The sequence below is a fragment of the Marinobacter maritimus genome (assembly GCF_007671675.1).
GTDB classification, from domain to species: Bacteria; Pseudomonadota; Gammaproteobacteria; order Pseudomonadales; family Oleiphilaceae; genus Marinobacter; species Marinobacter maritimus.
Window position 1 is genome coordinate 208,912 of sequence record NZ_VCGW01000005.1, and the last position, 14,558, is coordinate 223,469.

Genomic DNA, 14,558 nt, shown 5'->3' on the forward strand with positions numbered 1-14,558 from the left:
TCAGCAAGGCTGCTCAAGACTTGACCTCAACAAACTGATCGGGATCAACATCATTATTGCCTGACTGGTCACGGCGCACGGAAGGATCGCACGCAGTACCAGCTTTGGCGCCCCGGTCGAGATAACCCACCCTCTCCTGCTCCGGAATACCATGTCGATTCTCATAATAGATAACGGCTTCCAGGCTGATTTCACGTTGCCGCGGTGTGAGCTTGCGGCCATCCGGCCACTTCCCGAGCTCAATGGAACGACGCAAGTTCTGGTAGACGTTGGGGTCCAGCCGCTCGATAAGTTCTTCGTAAGTCATCCGGCTCTCCTGAAAAAACCTTCACAAAAAGTATGACGAATCGTTTGACAGACATAAACGATAATGATTATCATTGCATTACCAAATGGCGACGGTCGTGTCGTTTGGTCTCTCTCATCAGAGGCATATTCTGCTTCTTTTATACCCCACCTCTGGTGGGGTTTTTTTATGCCTGCTGTTTTCCGCGAACCGGCAAAATGGCTGCCAACGCAAGACCGGCGACAAACCCGCCCAGATGCGCTTCGTTAGCCATACGCCCCAGCCCCAGCATTTCCGGTACAGGCGTAAACCCGATGACCATCCATACCACAGCAAAGGTAACAAGCGCGGGCGGGAACTGAAACCGGGGAAGTGTTCGTTGGCTCAGCCAACAATAACCAAGAATTCCATAAACAACTCCAGAAAGGCCGCCAAAAAATGGCCCGGATATCATGTATTGCAAGCCGTTGGATAAGAGACTGGTAACGATAAAAAGCACGACCAACCGGGTACGGCCATCAAACCATTCAATCTGGCTCCCCAAAAACCATAACATCACGGAATTAAAAATAATGTGAGTCCAGCTGAAGTGCAGAAAATCGGGAGTGAACAACCGCCAGACCTGACCGCTGGCAAGTGTTGCAGAGAGCGCATCAAGGCGCTCGGCTACGCTACCCCAACCGTAAGCTCGGGGGTCAATAATCAACAAGTTAGCCGTAAACTGATTACTACCCAGACCGGTGAACCAGGCCATCAGCACGCCGAGCACGATGATACCCAGAACCAGCGGCGCATGGCGCGGCGACGGCTGCCAACGCCCTTGAACAAACACCGGCGAACGATTCTGATGTTCAACCGCCTGACGGATTTCGGGCTCGGCCAGGAACCGATCCAGGGCTTCCAGAACTGGCTCAGCGTGTTCCTGGTTTTCCAGCCACAACACCTGAAAATCGCCCTCCGCACTGATTCTGTGGGGAACGCCCTGGCTCCTCAACCACTGGCTAAACCCGCCAAGATCCAAACTCGCATCCAACTGCTTTACTCGGTACACAATCGACCTTGCCTCGTGGAATATTCAGATGCTCGCTCACACAACCGCGTTAGCGAGCGACGCTGTCTTCGCTGGTAGGGTAATCCGGGGAGTCGTAGTGATCACGAGCCACGTTAACCCAGACAAATTTATCGCCGGAAAGTACCTTTTCACCGTCCATCCGGTAAGCCACCAACCTGCCGTATTTCACGGCACTGAAATCAATGCAGGCAACGTTGGATCTCAGCGGGGCCGGCTCACTATCCATCCAGTAGTGACCAACAAACACAGGAGGCGCATCCAGTGGATAACTGATCAACTGCTTGCGCTCATCGTCAGTGAGAACCCTGCTCGCCACCTCGGGAGGCAAGGGATCTGGCTGAAAAACCACATCGGCATAGGTGCGGGGGTTATCCGCCCAGAACTTGGTGCGGAAAAACTCACGAACATAGCCATCGCGCCCTTGGATTTTCATACCCTCAGGAAGGCGCAAATCCGTGCCTCTTAACAGCGTATCCATAACCTGGCCCGCGAAAGAGTCGATGGCCGCTGAGGCGTGAAGGAAGTCCTCATCAATATAGGCACCGCCCTGGGCCTGTTTGAATTGTTCGATGAGTTTACCATCCCAGCACGCGTGTACCGCACGGAAATCGTCCTCGTCAATAAACAACGGAATGGTGTAAAACCATTCAAGAAAATCATTCCATTCGTGGGGGTGAGCTTCAAACTGGTCAAGAGTTTCGCGGATCAGCCGGTCATGGCGAGGGGTGTGCTCACGCAGCCACGTTTTGCCGCTGCCCGCCCGTGCCCGCGTGCAATAACCCAGAGCGTTGTATTCATGATTTCCCATCACGATCCGCGCCGAACCCCGCTCGACCATATTCCTTACGAGGTGAAGAGCTTCCCGGATTCTCGGTCCGCGATCGATAATATCTCCAATGAAGACGGCTTGGCGCCGGCGATGTTGGTACACACCATTTACTTTGCTGTAACCCATCTGTTCAAGCAGTCGGGCAAGCGTGTTCGCGCAGCCATGGATATCGCCGATAATGTCGTAACCACGACTTGCGGTAGGGTTGCTTCCAGCCATAATCAACTCGCTGATATTTCACTGGCCCAGCCAAGCTTGTCACGGCAGGTGGCGTAGAAATTATGGTCAGTGGGGTGGATCAGCCGGATCTTGAACGGTTTTTTCGCGATACGAATGATGTCACCCGGCGCACAGGCGATGTTCATCTGGCCATCGAAGCTGATCTGCGGATAGGTTTCATTGGTCTCCCCGATAACCAGTTTTATTTCGCTCTTGCCATCCACCACAATCGGCCGGCTACTGAGCGTGTGGGGGAACATGGGCACCAACACAATGGCATCGAGCTTCGGGTGCATAATCGGCCCTCCCGCTGATAGCGAGTAGGCAGTTGAGCCAGTGGGGGTGGAAACAATAAGGCCATCCGAACGCTGACTGTATACAAAATGACCATCGATATACAGGTCAAAGCCGATCATGCGGGTGGACTTGCCTGGGTGCAACACCACATCATTCAGTGCAGTACCAAAGCCTAACGGCTGCCCGTTGCGTTCGACGTTGCCGTCAAGCAGAAACCGGGTTTCCTCAATGTACTCGCCTTCAAGCACCTTACCCAGCCGCTCTTCAAGATCAACGGGCGAAATATCCGTAAGGAAACCTAACCGTCCACGGTTTACACCAAGCAATGGGATCTTGGACTTTGCCAGCTCTCGGGCTGCGCCCAGCAAGCTTCCGTCACCGCCGACCACAATTACCAGATCACAGATTTCGCCAAGGAGTTTCTTACTGGCAACCTGCAGCCCATGGCCGGGCAACATGCTGGCCGTGTCTTCCTCGAGGATGACGTGATAATGGTTGGCGACCAGGTATTGTTTGAGCTGGCGCAGTGACTCAACCACCTTAACGCTGCCCATCCGGCCGATAACGCCTATGTTCCTGAACTGATCCATGAAGCTTCCTGTGGTGTCGGAATACGACGCAAGCGGACAAGCCCGCCGACGCCTATATCAATCTGACCTACAGTCTAACGAAAGTCACCCGGATACTGAAAAAAGTTCTTTGGGGCCGCTTGATTGGCCCATAAAATTCAGGGCTGGTGGTTCTCGCAGCGGTCATCGACGCCGGGCTGGAAATCCCCTGGCTGACCTACCCGCAGCAAGGGTTCACCACATTGCTTTCCACTTCCGACAGAGTGCTGGCACAACGGGTTCTCATAGTGCTCAAGCCATTGAAGGTAGGATGGTTCGTTCATGCCGCAGCGCTCTGATGCATAAGCGATGGGATTACGGAAGTAGGTTTCAATATCGTCGTATGGCAGGGTCAGGTGCCCAACCCCCGGGTGATAGGCTACAAGGAAAACAGACTGTCCCTTTAAGTGGCCCAAAATGGAGCTTTCGGGCGGCTCACGGTGTCTGAGTTCGTACAGCTCTTGCTCGAGAGCAACAAACTTCTCATCCCTGTGTTCCAACTCGCGCCTTTTACGATCAAGCTGCTCCCTTAGCAATACCAACTCAGCATTCACATTGGCATCATCACGCTCTTTGCCAGCGCCACCGGTCACCATCTGCTCCTGCATGGTCAGATATTGCTGATTACGCTCGGCCAATCGCTGCTTCAACTGATCGTTACTGAGGCGCTGGCGTTCATACTTCTGGCTGATGTCTTCGATGTCGTTGCGCTGGGCTTTGATCTCAAGCCGGTGCTCACGCTGTACTTCGGAAAGCATATCCCGATGGACACTTTGCAGGGTTTTGATGCGTAGCCGCTGTTCGCGGATCAATTGAGCCAAGCGCGAACGATCTGCCTCGGTGCGAGTCTCTTCAGACAAAGCGGAGTCTTCCTGCCCGGCACGAAGCACAGGAATGTTTTCTTCTTCCGGTTCAACACGGCGAAATTTGAGAGTATTTGCGTTAACGGCTTTGCGGATCACCTGGAAATGGTTATTGCCCGGGGTCATATCCGGATCCCATAACTCGGAGGCGTACTGGGGTTCCGGACACTGGCTGCGACACACAAGACGAATAGCGCCGCCGCCCATGTTCGGACCTTTGGCACCGCGGGCGGCAAGCTCTTCAATGGGCACGTTCCAGCTGCTGTCGGCCCTGCCTTCCTCATCGAACCAGATACGGAAAAACACAAGCGCGCGCACCAGAAGATCGCCGCTCAGATCCACCAATACTGCTTTTACATCGGTTTCTGCAAGGTCCGACAGACCAACATAGCCATCCAGGAACGCACCAAACTCACTGGCACGCATCTGACGAGCTACTTCGTTGCCTTCGAAAAAGAAAACCGCCGAATAATTGTCCGTTGCCTGGCCGGCAGAAACCATTGCAGACTCCCTAAAATCCAAAAACTCTCTGGCAGACCCAAACTTCATAGTCTAGCCAGAGAGTTTCCGGTGCAAAGAGAAAAACTGCAACGTTTTGTGATCAGGCTCTTTGGTTAGATACTGGCGGCGAGTCGACTGCCCTGATCAATAGCGCGCTTGGCGTCCAGTTCTGCTGCCACATCTGACCCACCGATCAGATGCACGGGCAACCCGGCCGACTCAAGCCCACTTTGCAGCTCACGCAGGGGCTCCTGGCCAGCACAGAGAATGATGGTATCTACCGGCAAAACGCGATCCTCTCCCTGCTCCGCTCCTTTGGGAGTGACCGTTATGTGCAGCCCTTCGTCGTCGATTTTGCGGTAAGTCACACCCGGCATCATCTGGACTTTACGGTTCTTGAGGGACGTCCGGTGAATCCACCCAGTGGTTTTGCCCAGGTTTTTGCCAACTTTCGACGACTTGCGCTGCAGCAGGAACACCTCACGGGCAGGCTCGGGAACTTCCGGCGTTACACCCTTAATACCACCACGGTGCTCCACCGTCAGATCCACACCCCACTCGCGCATGAAGTGACCGGCATCCAACGCAGCCGAAGTGCCCTTGTGCACGATGAATTCCGACACATCAAAGCCGATACCACCGGCACCAACAACCGCCACTTTCTGACCTACAGGCTTGCGCTCCAGAAGAGCATCGAGATAGCCGATTACTTTCGGATGATCTATGCCTTCGATATCCGGTATCCGGGGCGCAACACCGGTTGCCAGAACAACCTCATTAAAATTGCCTGCTTTCAGTTCATCCACGCTCACGCGGGTTTCGAGCCGCACATCTACGCCGTGCTTTTTCAGCATCACACGGTAGTAGCGCAGGGTTTCGTAAAATTCCTCTTTGCCCGGGATCAGCTTGGCAATGTTGAACTGACCGCCAATCTCTTTGCCGGCATCAAACAGCGTCACTTTGTGGCCGCGTTCTGCTGCAACCGAAGCAAACGCCATTCCCGCAGGCCCGGCACCCACCACAGCAATTGATTTGGGTGAGGCTGTTTTCACAAAGGTCAGCTCGGTTTCATGACAAGCGCGCGGGTTAACCAGGCACGAAGTCAGCTTGCCTCCGAAGGTATGATCCAGACACGCCTGATTACAACCGATGCAGGTATTGATTTCTTCTGCACGATCTTCAGCAGCTTTTTGCACAAGATCCGCATCCGCCAAGAACGGGCGAGCCATCGACACCATGTCCGCGTCGCCTTCCGCCAGAATTTTTTCGGCAACATCCGGCATGTTAATCCGGTTTGTAGTAACCAGAGGAATACTGACCTCGCTTTTGAGACGCGCGGTCACCTTGGTGAAGGCTCCACGGGGAACCGAAGTCGCGATAGTAGGCACCCGGGCTTCATGCCAGCCGATGCCGGTATTGATAATGGTAGCGCCGGCTTTTTCGATTTCCTTGGCCAGCTGCACCACTTCTTCCCAAGTGCTGCCATCCTCAATCAGGTCGAGCATGGAAAGGCGGTAAATCAGAATGAAGTTTTCGCCGACGCGTTCACGAACGCGTCGCACAATTTCGATCGGCAGGCGAATGCGGTTCTCATAGCTGCCGCCCCATTGGTCTGTGCGGTGGTTGGTGTGGGCAACAATAAACTGGTTAATGAAGTAGCCTTCAGAGCCCATGATCTCGACACCGTCATAACCGGCTGTCTGTGCAAGCTGCGCGCACACCGCGTAGTCTTCGATCTGCTTTTCAATACCGGCTTCATCCAGTTCTTTGGGCTTGAACGGGTTGATGGGCGCCTGAATAGCAGAGGGTGCAACGAGCGCCGGGGAGTAGGCATAACGGCCAGCATGAAGAATCTGCATGCAGATCTTGCCGTCGGCTTCATGCACGGCGCTGGTGATAATCTTGTGTTTTTCCACTTCTTCGTCGTTGGTCATTTTGGCCGCGCCCTGAAAAACGCCGCCCTCAGGGTTGGGACCGATACCACCCGTAACGATCAGTGCCACGCCACCTCTGGCCCGCTCCGCGTAAAACGCCGCGAGACGCTCAAAGCCGTTTTTGGCCTCTTCAAGGCCGGTATGCATGGACCCCATCAGCGTACGGTTACGCAGCTTGGTGAATCCAAGGTCAAGCGGCTCAAGCAAATTCGGGTATTTGGCAACGCCTGGCATCGTGTTGGTGGTCATGACTAGTCTCCTCAAATAATCATTTTCGGGGACTTTGGCGCCCCGTTTCTTTTAATGGTGACTAAATTACCGATGCAGGTTGTATTCAACAATATCCCTGAATAACATTCTGCTATCTTCAGACGACAGACTCCAGGCGAGCCACCATGGACCGATACGACCTTCAACCTCCTCCCAACCAGGACCCTCTTGGCGACATCAGTGTTCTCTATGTGAGCGTTTTGCTCCGGGCCGCTGAAGCGGAAGGCGTTAATGTGGCGGATCTGACACGTCGCTTTCAACTCAGTGATCAGACCCTCACTTCATCCGCTGCTCGAATCAGCATTCCACGATTCATGAGGCTGGGCCATGCGGCCATTCAGGCTTGTGGCAATACCGCGCTGGGATTGCGCATGGGCGCTCTGTCGCGGCCTGTCGATGCCGGAATCGCAGGCCTTGCGGGTGAATCAGCCAGCACGGCCGGAACCGCCATACAGACACTCATCCGCTACTCACTGCTGACCAGCCGCAATAGCCGGGGAACCCCAAAAGCAGAACCGGAAAAACGGAGGCTGCAGTTCTACTCCATCCGCCCCTATAACTCTTTCAACTATTTTGTTGTGGACTCGGTACTGGGCGCCTGGACGCAATTTTTACGTACGGTTACCGGACAGTGGGATGTACTGGAAAGAGTATCCATAGAATATCCCTCCACAGGCCTGGACGAGATGTTTGAAGCCTGGTTTCGCTGTCCGGTCCAGTTCGGAGCTGACATGAATAGCGTGACCGTCAGACAGGATATTTGGAGCCAGGGAACCGTGCAGACACAAGCAGCCATGCACGAGAAACTCGCGCGCCTTTGTGACGAGGAATTACGGGAAATTCAGCGAGGCTGGACAACCGGAGACAGGGTAAGAAAGCTGCTCACCCCCCTGTTTAAAGGAGAAACGCCGAGCCTGGAGACCATTTCTTCGAAGTTGGGCGTTACACCATGGACATTACAACGACAGCTATCTGCAGAGAACACTGGCTTCCGGGAACTGATGGATGACACCCGAAAGCAATTGGCACGAGATTATATCCGGGAAACCGAGACGTCATTGTCGGAGATCGCCTGGCTTCTCGGTTTTTCCAATCCTGCAGCGCTTCACAAAGCATACCAGCGTTGGTTTGGACTCAGCCCGGGAGAGCACCGGAAACAGTTCCGGTAAAACGCTCCGGGGCAAGAAGGGCACCTTGTCACCATTTGATGCCTGGGGTGGCAGGTAAATTGCAAAAAGCATGGTTCAATTCAGGACTTCCGAATAATAGCAGTACTGTTTGTGCCAGCCACTAAAGCTTTTGTTACGACTCAGGTTTTCGACATTCATGGGACTACCTCAAAATAACGATCGCCCGCACAAGGCACGGGCGACCATTTCGATTACTTGTCGAAGTGAATAACGGTGCGAATGCTCTTGCCTTCATGCATCAGATCGAACGCTTCGTTGATCCCTTCCAGGCCCATCGTGTGAGTAATAAAATCGTCAAGCTTGAACTCACCCTGCATATATCGATCGACGATTCCTGGCAGCTCGGAGCGACCCTTGACGCCGCCAAAGGCGGAGCCTCTCCAGACCCTGCCGGTTACCAACTGAAATGGACGAGTAGAGATTTCCTGGCCGGCGCCGGCCACCCCTATAACCACCGACTCGCCCCAGCCTTTGTGGCAGCACTCCAGAGCTGAACGCATCACGTTGACGTTACCAATGCATTCAAACGAATAGTCCACGCCACCATCGGTCAGCTCGACGATAACCTCCTGAATCGGCTTGTCGTAATCATTCGGGTTGATGCAATCAGTTGCACCCAGCTTGCGTGCCAACTCGAACTTGCTCTCATTAATGTCGATAGCAATGATGCGGCTGGCCTTGGCCATGGTGGCACCAATAATGGCCGATAGCCCAATGCCGCCCATGCCGAAGATGGCCACTGTGGCGCCCTTTTCTACCTTGGCAGTGTTCATGACAGCCCCCATGCCAGTGGTGACACCACACCCGAGCAAGCAAACTTCTTCCAACGGCGCTTCTTTATTCACTTTGGCCAGAGCAATTTCCGGCAACACAGTGTACTCGGAGAAGGTCGAGCATCCCATGTAATGGAAAATGGGCTGACCGTCTTTGGAGAAGCGGCTAGTGCCGTCTGGCATCAGCCCCTCACCCTGGGTTTCACGAATTTTCTGGCACAGGTTGGTTTTGCCGGATGTGCAGAATTTGCACTCACCGCACTCAGGTGTATAGAGCGGGATTACGTGGTCGCCTACCTCGACGCTGGTCACGCCTTCGCCGATCGATTCCACAATGCCGCCACCTTCGTGGCCAAGGATCGCCGGAAAGATGCCCTCTGGATCGTCACCAGACAGGGTAAAGGCATCGGTGTGGCATACGCCGCTGGCAACAACGCGTATTCGAACTTCGCCGGCCTGAGGCGGCATCACGTCAACTTCTTCGATAGACAAAGGCTGGTTCGGGCCCCAGGCGATGGCGGCTTTGGATTTGATTGTTTGGGTCATACGGAGCTCCAGTCGTTCTAATGCTCAGGCAGAGGGTTCCGCCATTTGTTGGGGGCATTATATTCATTTCAAAAAAGGCGATAATCCCATAAAGTATCAATTCACTTTTGCCATTGAGTAACAATAGTGAACACGCTTTCCAACGTAGCGCATTTTTTCTCTACGTATATTCCGGCGGCGCCCAAGGGGGCAGAAAATGTTGATGTGGGAAGGGATTAGTGAGTTCGTGGCGGTGGCAGAGGCCGAGAGCTTTACCGCAGCCGCGAAAAAACTGGGCATCTCGACGGCTCAGGTTAGTCGGCAAGTCAGCGCACTGGAAGCCCGGCTATCAATCAAATTGTTTTATCGAACCACCCGCAAAGTATCGGTGACTGAAACCGGGCAAAGCTATTATCAACAATGCCGGCAAGTACTTGATGGGCTTGAAGAGGCAGAGCGCTCGATTACCAATCTTCAACTCGTCCCCAAGGGCAAGTTGCGAATGACTGCGCCGGTGACCTTCGGGGAAAAAGTCATCGCGCCTCTGGTTAACGACTTTGTACTGCGTTATCCGGAACTTGAGGTGCAAATGAACCTGACCAATCAACAGCTGGACCTGGTTGCGGGGGGTTACGACCTGGCAGTGCGAATGGGCAAGCTGGAAGACTCCAGCATGATGGCCAAGCGGTTATCGTCAAGAACCCTGCATGTTTGCGCCTCACCGGATTATCTGGCGACCTACGGGGTTCCTCACTCGCTATCGGAGCTGGAGCAGTATAACTGTCTGCAAGGCAATCTGGATTACTGGCGCTTTCAGGAGCAAGGCAAGCCTCGCAATATCCGGATCACTGGCAATGTCAGGTGTAATAGCGGGTGGGGCTTGCTGGATGCGGCCGTGAAAGGCATCGGCATTGTCCAGCTGCCGGATTACTACGTGCAACCTTCTCTGGATTCGGGCCAGCTGATCCCTCTTCTGGCGCACTATCAGGAGGCCGATGACGGCATCTGGGCTGTCTATCCCCATAATCGCCATTTATCACCGAAGGTACGCATGCTGCTGGACTATCTGGACGAATCCCTGCAACCGGGAGCAATTTAGCGGGAATTGAAACGAAAAAAGCCGTTAGCTAAAACTAGCTAACGGCTTTTCGAAAAAGTGGCGGAGCGGACGGGACTCGAACCCGCGACCCCCGGCGTGACAGGCCGGTATTCTAACCAACTGAACTACCGCTCCGCAAAAGTCATAACCGATTGCTTTTTAAGGCTTTGCAACCCTTCTTGAATTGCTCGGTAACAACGAGAGCGCATTATAAAGAGGTGCCTGATTATGTCAACGCCTTTTCTGAAATAATTCAGAAAGCCAGCGTATTACATGGCATCAACCATCGCATCTTTGCCTTGCGCTGTTTTTCGATATTCAATGGGAGTCATCTCCGACCAGCGTTTAAACGCACGATAAAACGTACTTGGCTCCGAAAATCCGGTCAGGTAGACAATCTCATCAATAGACTCGTCCGTTGTCGCCAAAAGCTGCCGGGCGAGGCGGTACCGGAAATCCGCAAGCACCTGGTTAAAACTGCTTTCAGCTTCAGTCAACCGTGTGCGAAGGGTGCGGGGCTTGATATCCAGCCGGGTCGCCACCGCATCCAGTGTGACCTCACCGCTATCCAGCAACTCGGCAACAATCCGCTCCACCTGCCCGACAATATCCTTTTTCTCGAGGCGGGCAACCTGCTCGCTGGCAAAGCGCTCATGCAAGTCCAGAAGCTCCGGTTCCGCGTGAGGCGAGGCATGGGAAAGCAAGCTGGCTGGAAAGTACAGTCGGTTTTCTTTAGCACCAAATACCACGTCACACCCCAGCACGTCTTTCACATGGTCGTGCCCCTCATGACGTTGATGCTCAAATTCGATTCGCGAGGGGTGAAACTCGCCATCGGTAAGGGAGCGAAAAAACGTGATCAAACCCTGCACAAAACACTCATTAAAATGTTGGAGGCGACGAACATCATCCGAAGCGGCATCCAGCACCATACAGGCATCATCGCCTTCAATGAAAAAATCGGTGTTCGCAGCATCGCTGAGCAGGCGCTGATAATTCTTCGCTCGACGCAGTCCTTCGCCAAACGTCGGGCTGCTCAGGAAAAGGTATTCCAGAACCTGCCCCTTGTAGACAGGGAGAAGCTGGCCGAGATGAAGACCGATATCAGGATCACCGGACACGTCTTCCACGGCCTGCCAGAAAAACGTCTGAGCGCTGTGAGGAGTACGGAGCTGTTCGGTGTAAACATAATCCGCATTAATACCCAACCGGCTGAAAATGAGATCGGTATCAATACCCTTCTTTTTCATCGCCTCGTAGATGAGGCGCAACATCACGCCTGCGTCACGTAGTTCTTGCATAAGGTCCCGCTTTGTATTTATTGGATACTACTTTGGCCCGGCAGACATACGCCAGAACACCCCAAGTCAATGCTTCGTCTGAACGGGTTTGCCAGACTACCAACCGGATTGATACCCAGTTCCGTGAGCTTTGGTTTTTGCGAGGCTTGCTCAAAGACCGTCTTATACTATCGTCTTACATTAGAGCATATCAGGCCACAGACTCACAGTTGTACCAGAATCCAGACATAACGGGCACCAGCATTCGTCATCTTTTGACAATCCTTCATGCTCCATCCATGAATACACCGGATATCAGGGAGAACACCATGCCAAACACACTTGTTTACCAAGACACTCCACCGGCACTGCTCCCGCTTTTCGGCAAGGCTCTCCTGCCGAAAAAAGGCACGTCCGGTGTAGACGTTACAATTCCAGAACTCTCCGCTGAACTGCTTTGTGCGCACACCGTCAGTGATGACTTGCGTCAATACGAGCGCGTCTGTGGGTTCATAGCCAGCAATCACATACCCATGACCTGGCCCCACATTCTTGCATTTCCGCTCCAATTGAAACTGTTGACCGAAAAGGCCTTTCCACTACCGCTTCTGGGGCTGGTGCATCTGCGTAACACCATAACTCAGCATAGACCCATCGGAATAGGTGAAACCCTGAAGCTGGAAGTCCGCCTGGGGAGTCAGGAGCGCACCGGCCGCGGCATAGAATTCGGCATGATTACAACCGCCAGCTCCGCAGGCACCGTGGTCTGGGAGGAGACCAGCACCATGCTCTACCGCCAACCTGAAAAGCACGCTGAGCCAGGCGCAACATCGGCACCACCGCCGTTGGAGCATTTCCCGGATACGGCGGAGATCGAGGCGCCGGAATCCATCGGCCGCCAGTACGCAAAAGTTTCCGGAGACGGTAATCCGATCCACATGCACGCATTGAGCGCCAAAGCTTTTGGCTTTCCCAGGGCAATAGCGCACGGGATGTGGAGCAAGGCACATGCACTGGCTATTCTGGAACAACAGAGTGGTTGGCAACCGGGACCGGTAAGAGTGAGCTGTCACTTCAAGAAACCGCTCTTTTTACCGGGCACTGCGCAGCTAAACTGGCGAACCGGAAAAAATGAACTGGATTATCAACTGCTGAACGCCAGAGGCGACGCACCGCACCTCAGCGGGCACTTAGAATGGCTTTAAACGGCGCCCTCATCACTTGATGGGCAGGACGTTGTGCCGGCCGCGCCGGCAACGGGAAGCGTGAAGAAAAAACAGGCGCCGCCATCTCCCGGTCGCTCAAAACCTATTTCCCCGCCCTGCGCTTGTATCAGGGAGCGACAGGTAGGCAGGCCAATGCCCATACCTTCGTCTTTGGTGGTATAAAACGGCAAGAACAGTTTTTCTTCTGCATCTTCAGCTAGCCCGATACCGTAGTCGCGAACCTCAACCCGGACATTGCCATCAGCTGTAACTCTCGCACTCACTTCCACTGGCGAGTCAGATTCCGCACTACGCGTAGCCTCTAGCGCGTTTCGTATCAGATTCAGGGCAACCTGCTGCACCTGAACCGGATCTGCCAGAATATCGGGTAGATCCGCCGGCACAATCAGCTCAATCGCTCCATCATTGTTACGCGCATCCACTTCTGCAAACTGACGCGTGTCCTCCAGCAGCGCTGATACGGAAAGAACTTCCTTACCCGTCGCCGGCTTTTTCACAAATCGTCGGATCCGGCGAATAATCTCACTGGCGCGGTGAGACTGCGCCTCAATCTTGTCGAGGGTTTCCTGCAGTAAGGTCAGGTTCGGATTTTCAATAGACATCATCCGCTTGGACACGCGAGCGTAATTTGCAATTGCCGTCAGCGGCTGATTTACCTCATGGGCAACACCCGCAGCCATCTCACCCATCGTGGTCAGGCGAGACGTGTGCGCCAGCTGATCACGCTGCTCCTGAACCAGCTCGCGAGCTTCATCGAGCGCCCGCTCGTTTTCCAGCTCAATGGTGATATCACGAAACACAACAACAGCTCCATGCAGTTCGTCACCATCGTGCTTGGGTGTGGAACGATATTCAGCGGGAAATCCTGTTTCGTCCGTACGCTGCATCCGGATATCGCGCTGGTTCTCGGCAATACCCTGACTACAGGTGGCGTGAACCGGCAGGCCAGCCGGGCACTCGGCTGCTGTTGAGAAGTGAGTGTCAAAAAAATTACGGCCGATCAGGCTCTCTACCGGGCACCGCATGATAACGGCTGCGGCAGGATTAGCGAACTCAATTGTACCGCGCTCATCAAGGCCGTAAATCCCTTCGCTGATGGAATTGAGAATGCGCGTCTGGTCGTTCTGAAGCTCCCGGTTACGCGCTTGCAACTCACGCTCAAGCCGGATCACGCGGGCGTGGGTCTTGACCCTGGCAATGACCTCAAGAGATTGGAACGGCTTTGAAATATAATCGGCGCCGCCGAGCGAGAAGCCTTTTACCTTGGCTTGCAGATCATCCAGCGCTGAGAGGAATACAACTGCACAGTCGGAGGTAGCCGGATCGGCTTTGAGGCGTTGACACACCTCATAACCATCCATTTCAGGCATCATGATATCAAGCAGAATGACTTCAGGCTGGTGCCGGAGAGCAAGATCCAGTGCTTTTTCGCCTTCATTGGCAATCAGGAGCCGATAGCCTTTGTCTTTCAGTGTCTCATAGAGCACTTTCAGGTTCTGAGGATTGTCATCCACAAGCAGAACCGTAACCTCTGCATTTTCACTGACAACTTCAGTCATATAATAAAAGGCCGGTCAATAAGATAA

Annotated in this window: 12 protein-coding genes and 1 tRNA gene; 3 read left to right on the plus strand and 10 right to left on the minus strand. The window is 53.8% G+C overall.

Annotation, left to right across the window (positions count from 1 at the left end; translation table 11 throughout):
• Positions 1 to 13: 13 nt before the first annotated feature.
• From FFI90_RS17465 to FFI90_RS17490, 6 genes are all read right to left on the minus strand, one after another.
• Positions 14 to 307, minus strand: a complete 294-nt coding sequence (locus FFI90_RS17465) for a YeaC family protein (protein ID WP_144779888.1) — start codon at positions 305 to 307, stop codon at positions 14 to 16.
• A gap of 166 nt (positions 308 to 473) precedes the next feature.
• Entirely contained in the window at positions 474 to 1,337 is an 864-nt protein-coding gene (locus FFI90_RS17470) for a rhomboid family intramembrane serine protease (protein ID WP_144779890.1), read from the minus strand.
• A 49-nt stretch (positions 1,338 to 1,386) separates the two neighbouring features.
• On the minus strand, positions 1,387 to 2,406 hold the full coding sequence (locus tag FFI90_RS17475; protein WP_144779892.1) for a metallophosphoesterase: 1,020 nt from the start codon (positions 2,404 to 2,406) through the stop codon (positions 1,387 to 1,389).
• Between the two features lie 2 nt (positions 2,407 to 2,408).
• A complete protein-coding gene (locus FFI90_RS17480) occupies positions 2,409 to 3,293 on the minus strand; it encodes an NAD(+) kinase (protein ID WP_144779894.1) in 885 nt (294 codons plus the stop codon).
• Positions 3,294 to 3,430: 137 nt separating this feature from the next.
• Positions 3,431 to 4,675, minus strand: coding sequence for a DNA repair protein (locus FFI90_RS17485; protein ID WP_144779896.1), 1,245 nt, complete (start codon positions 4,673 to 4,675; stop codon positions 3,431 to 3,433).
• Positions 4,676 to 4,788: 113 nt separating this feature from the next.
• Complete coding sequence (locus tag FFI90_RS17490; protein WP_144779898.1) at positions 4,789 to 6,858, minus strand: NADPH-dependent 2,4-dienoyl-CoA reductase; 2,070 nt, start codon at positions 6,856 to 6,858, stop codon at positions 4,789 to 4,791.
• Positions 6,859 to 7,004: 146 nt separating this feature from the next.
• On the opposite strand from FFI90_RS17490, the gene FFI90_RS17495 reads away from it, so the two are divergent.
• Positions 7,005 to 8,048: an AraC family transcriptional regulator gene (locus FFI90_RS17495; protein ID WP_144779900.1), complete on the plus strand. Its 1,044-nt coding sequence runs from the start codon at positions 7,005 to 7,007 to the stop codon at positions 8,046 to 8,048.
• 212 nt (positions 8,049 to 8,260) lie between these two features.
• On the opposite strand, the gene FFI90_RS17500 is transcribed toward FFI90_RS17495, so the two are convergent.
• Positions 8,261 to 9,388 (minus strand): S-(hydroxymethyl)glutathione dehydrogenase/class III alcohol dehydrogenase, encoded by a 1,128-nt coding sequence (locus FFI90_RS17500; RefSeq protein WP_144779902.1) that lies wholly within the window; start codon positions 9,386 to 9,388, stop codon positions 8,261 to 8,263.
• 196 nt (positions 9,389 to 9,584) lie between these two features.
• Here FFI90_RS17500 and FFI90_RS17505 point away from each other — a divergent pair, with 196 nt between their 5' ends.
• Complete coding sequence (locus FFI90_RS17505) at positions 9,585 to 10,466, plus strand: LysR family transcriptional regulator (protein ID WP_144779904.1); 882 nt, start codon at positions 9,585 to 9,587, stop codon at positions 10,464 to 10,466.
• A 58-nt stretch (positions 10,467 to 10,524) separates the two neighbouring features.
• Here FFI90_RS17505 and FFI90_RS17510 read toward each other — a convergent pair.
• Both FFI90_RS17510 and FFI90_RS17515 read right to left on the minus strand, forming a co-directional pair.
• Positions 10,525 to 10,601 (minus strand) — tRNA-Asp (locus tag FFI90_RS17510).
• Between the two features lie 134 nt (positions 10,602 to 10,735).
• A complete protein-coding gene (locus FFI90_RS17515; protein WP_144779906.1) occupies positions 10,736 to 11,767 on the minus strand; it encodes an AraC family transcriptional regulator in 1,032 nt (343 codons plus the stop codon).
• Positions 11,768 to 12,075: 308 nt separating this feature from the next.
• On the opposite strand from FFI90_RS17515, the gene FFI90_RS17520 reads away from it, so the two are divergent.
• Entirely contained in the window at positions 12,076 to 12,951 is an 876-nt protein-coding gene (locus FFI90_RS17520; RefSeq protein ID WP_144779908.1) for a MaoC/PaaZ C-terminal domain-containing protein, read from the plus strand.
• On the opposite strand, the gene FFI90_RS17525 is transcribed toward FFI90_RS17520, so the two are convergent.
• Positions 12,948 to 14,531: an ATP-binding response regulator gene (locus FFI90_RS17525; RefSeq protein ID WP_144779910.1), complete on the minus strand. Its 1,584-nt coding sequence runs from the start codon at positions 14,529 to 14,531 to the stop codon at positions 12,948 to 12,950. The two genes, FFI90_RS17520 and FFI90_RS17525, sit on opposite strands and share 4 nt — an antisense overlap.
• Positions 14,532 to 14,558: the final 27 nt, after the last annotated feature.

Bases quoted from the DNA above. Each gene is read 5' to 3' on its own strand.
- FFI90_RS17465 (WP_144779888.1), bottom strand. From the start codon at position 307: ATGACTTACGAAGAACTTATCGAGCGGCTGGACCCCAACGTCTACCAG.
- FFI90_RS17475 (WP_144779892.1), bottom strand. From the start codon at position 2,406: ATGGCTGGAAGCAACCCTACCGCAAGTCGTGGTTACGACATTATCGGC.
- FFI90_RS17480 (WP_144779894.1), bottom strand. From the start codon at position 3,293: ATGGATCAGTTCAGGAACATAGGCGTTATCGGCCGGATGGGCAGCGTT.
- FFI90_RS17485 (WP_144779896.1), bottom strand. From the start codon at position 4,675: ATGGTTTCTGCCGGCCAGGCAACGGACAATTATTCGGCGGTTTTCTTT.
- FFI90_RS17490 (WP_144779898.1), bottom strand. From the start codon at position 6,858: ATGACCACCAACACGATGCCAGGCGTTGCCAAATACCCGAATTTGCTT.
- FFI90_RS17495 (WP_144779900.1), top strand. From the start codon at position 7,005: ATGGACCGATACGACCTTCAACCTCCTCCCAACCAGGACCCTCTTGGC.
- FFI90_RS17500 (WP_144779902.1), bottom strand. From the start codon at position 9,388: ATGACCCAAACAATCAAATCCAAAGCCGCCATCGCCTGGGGCCCGAAC.
- FFI90_RS17505 (WP_144779904.1), top strand. From the start codon at position 9,585: ATGTTGATGTGGGAAGGGATTAGTGAGTTCGTGGCGGTGGCAGAGGCC.
- FFI90_RS17515 (WP_144779906.1), bottom strand. From the start codon at position 11,767: ATGCAAGAACTACGTGACGCAGGCGTGATGTTGCGCCTCATCTACGAG.
- FFI90_RS17520 (WP_144779908.1), top strand. From the start codon at position 12,076: ATGCCAAACACACTTGTTTACCAAGACACTCCACCGGCACTGCTCCCG.
- FFI90_RS17525 (WP_144779910.1), bottom strand. From the start codon at position 14,531: ATGACTGAAGTTGTCAGTGAAAATGCAGAGGTTACGGTTCTGCTTGTG.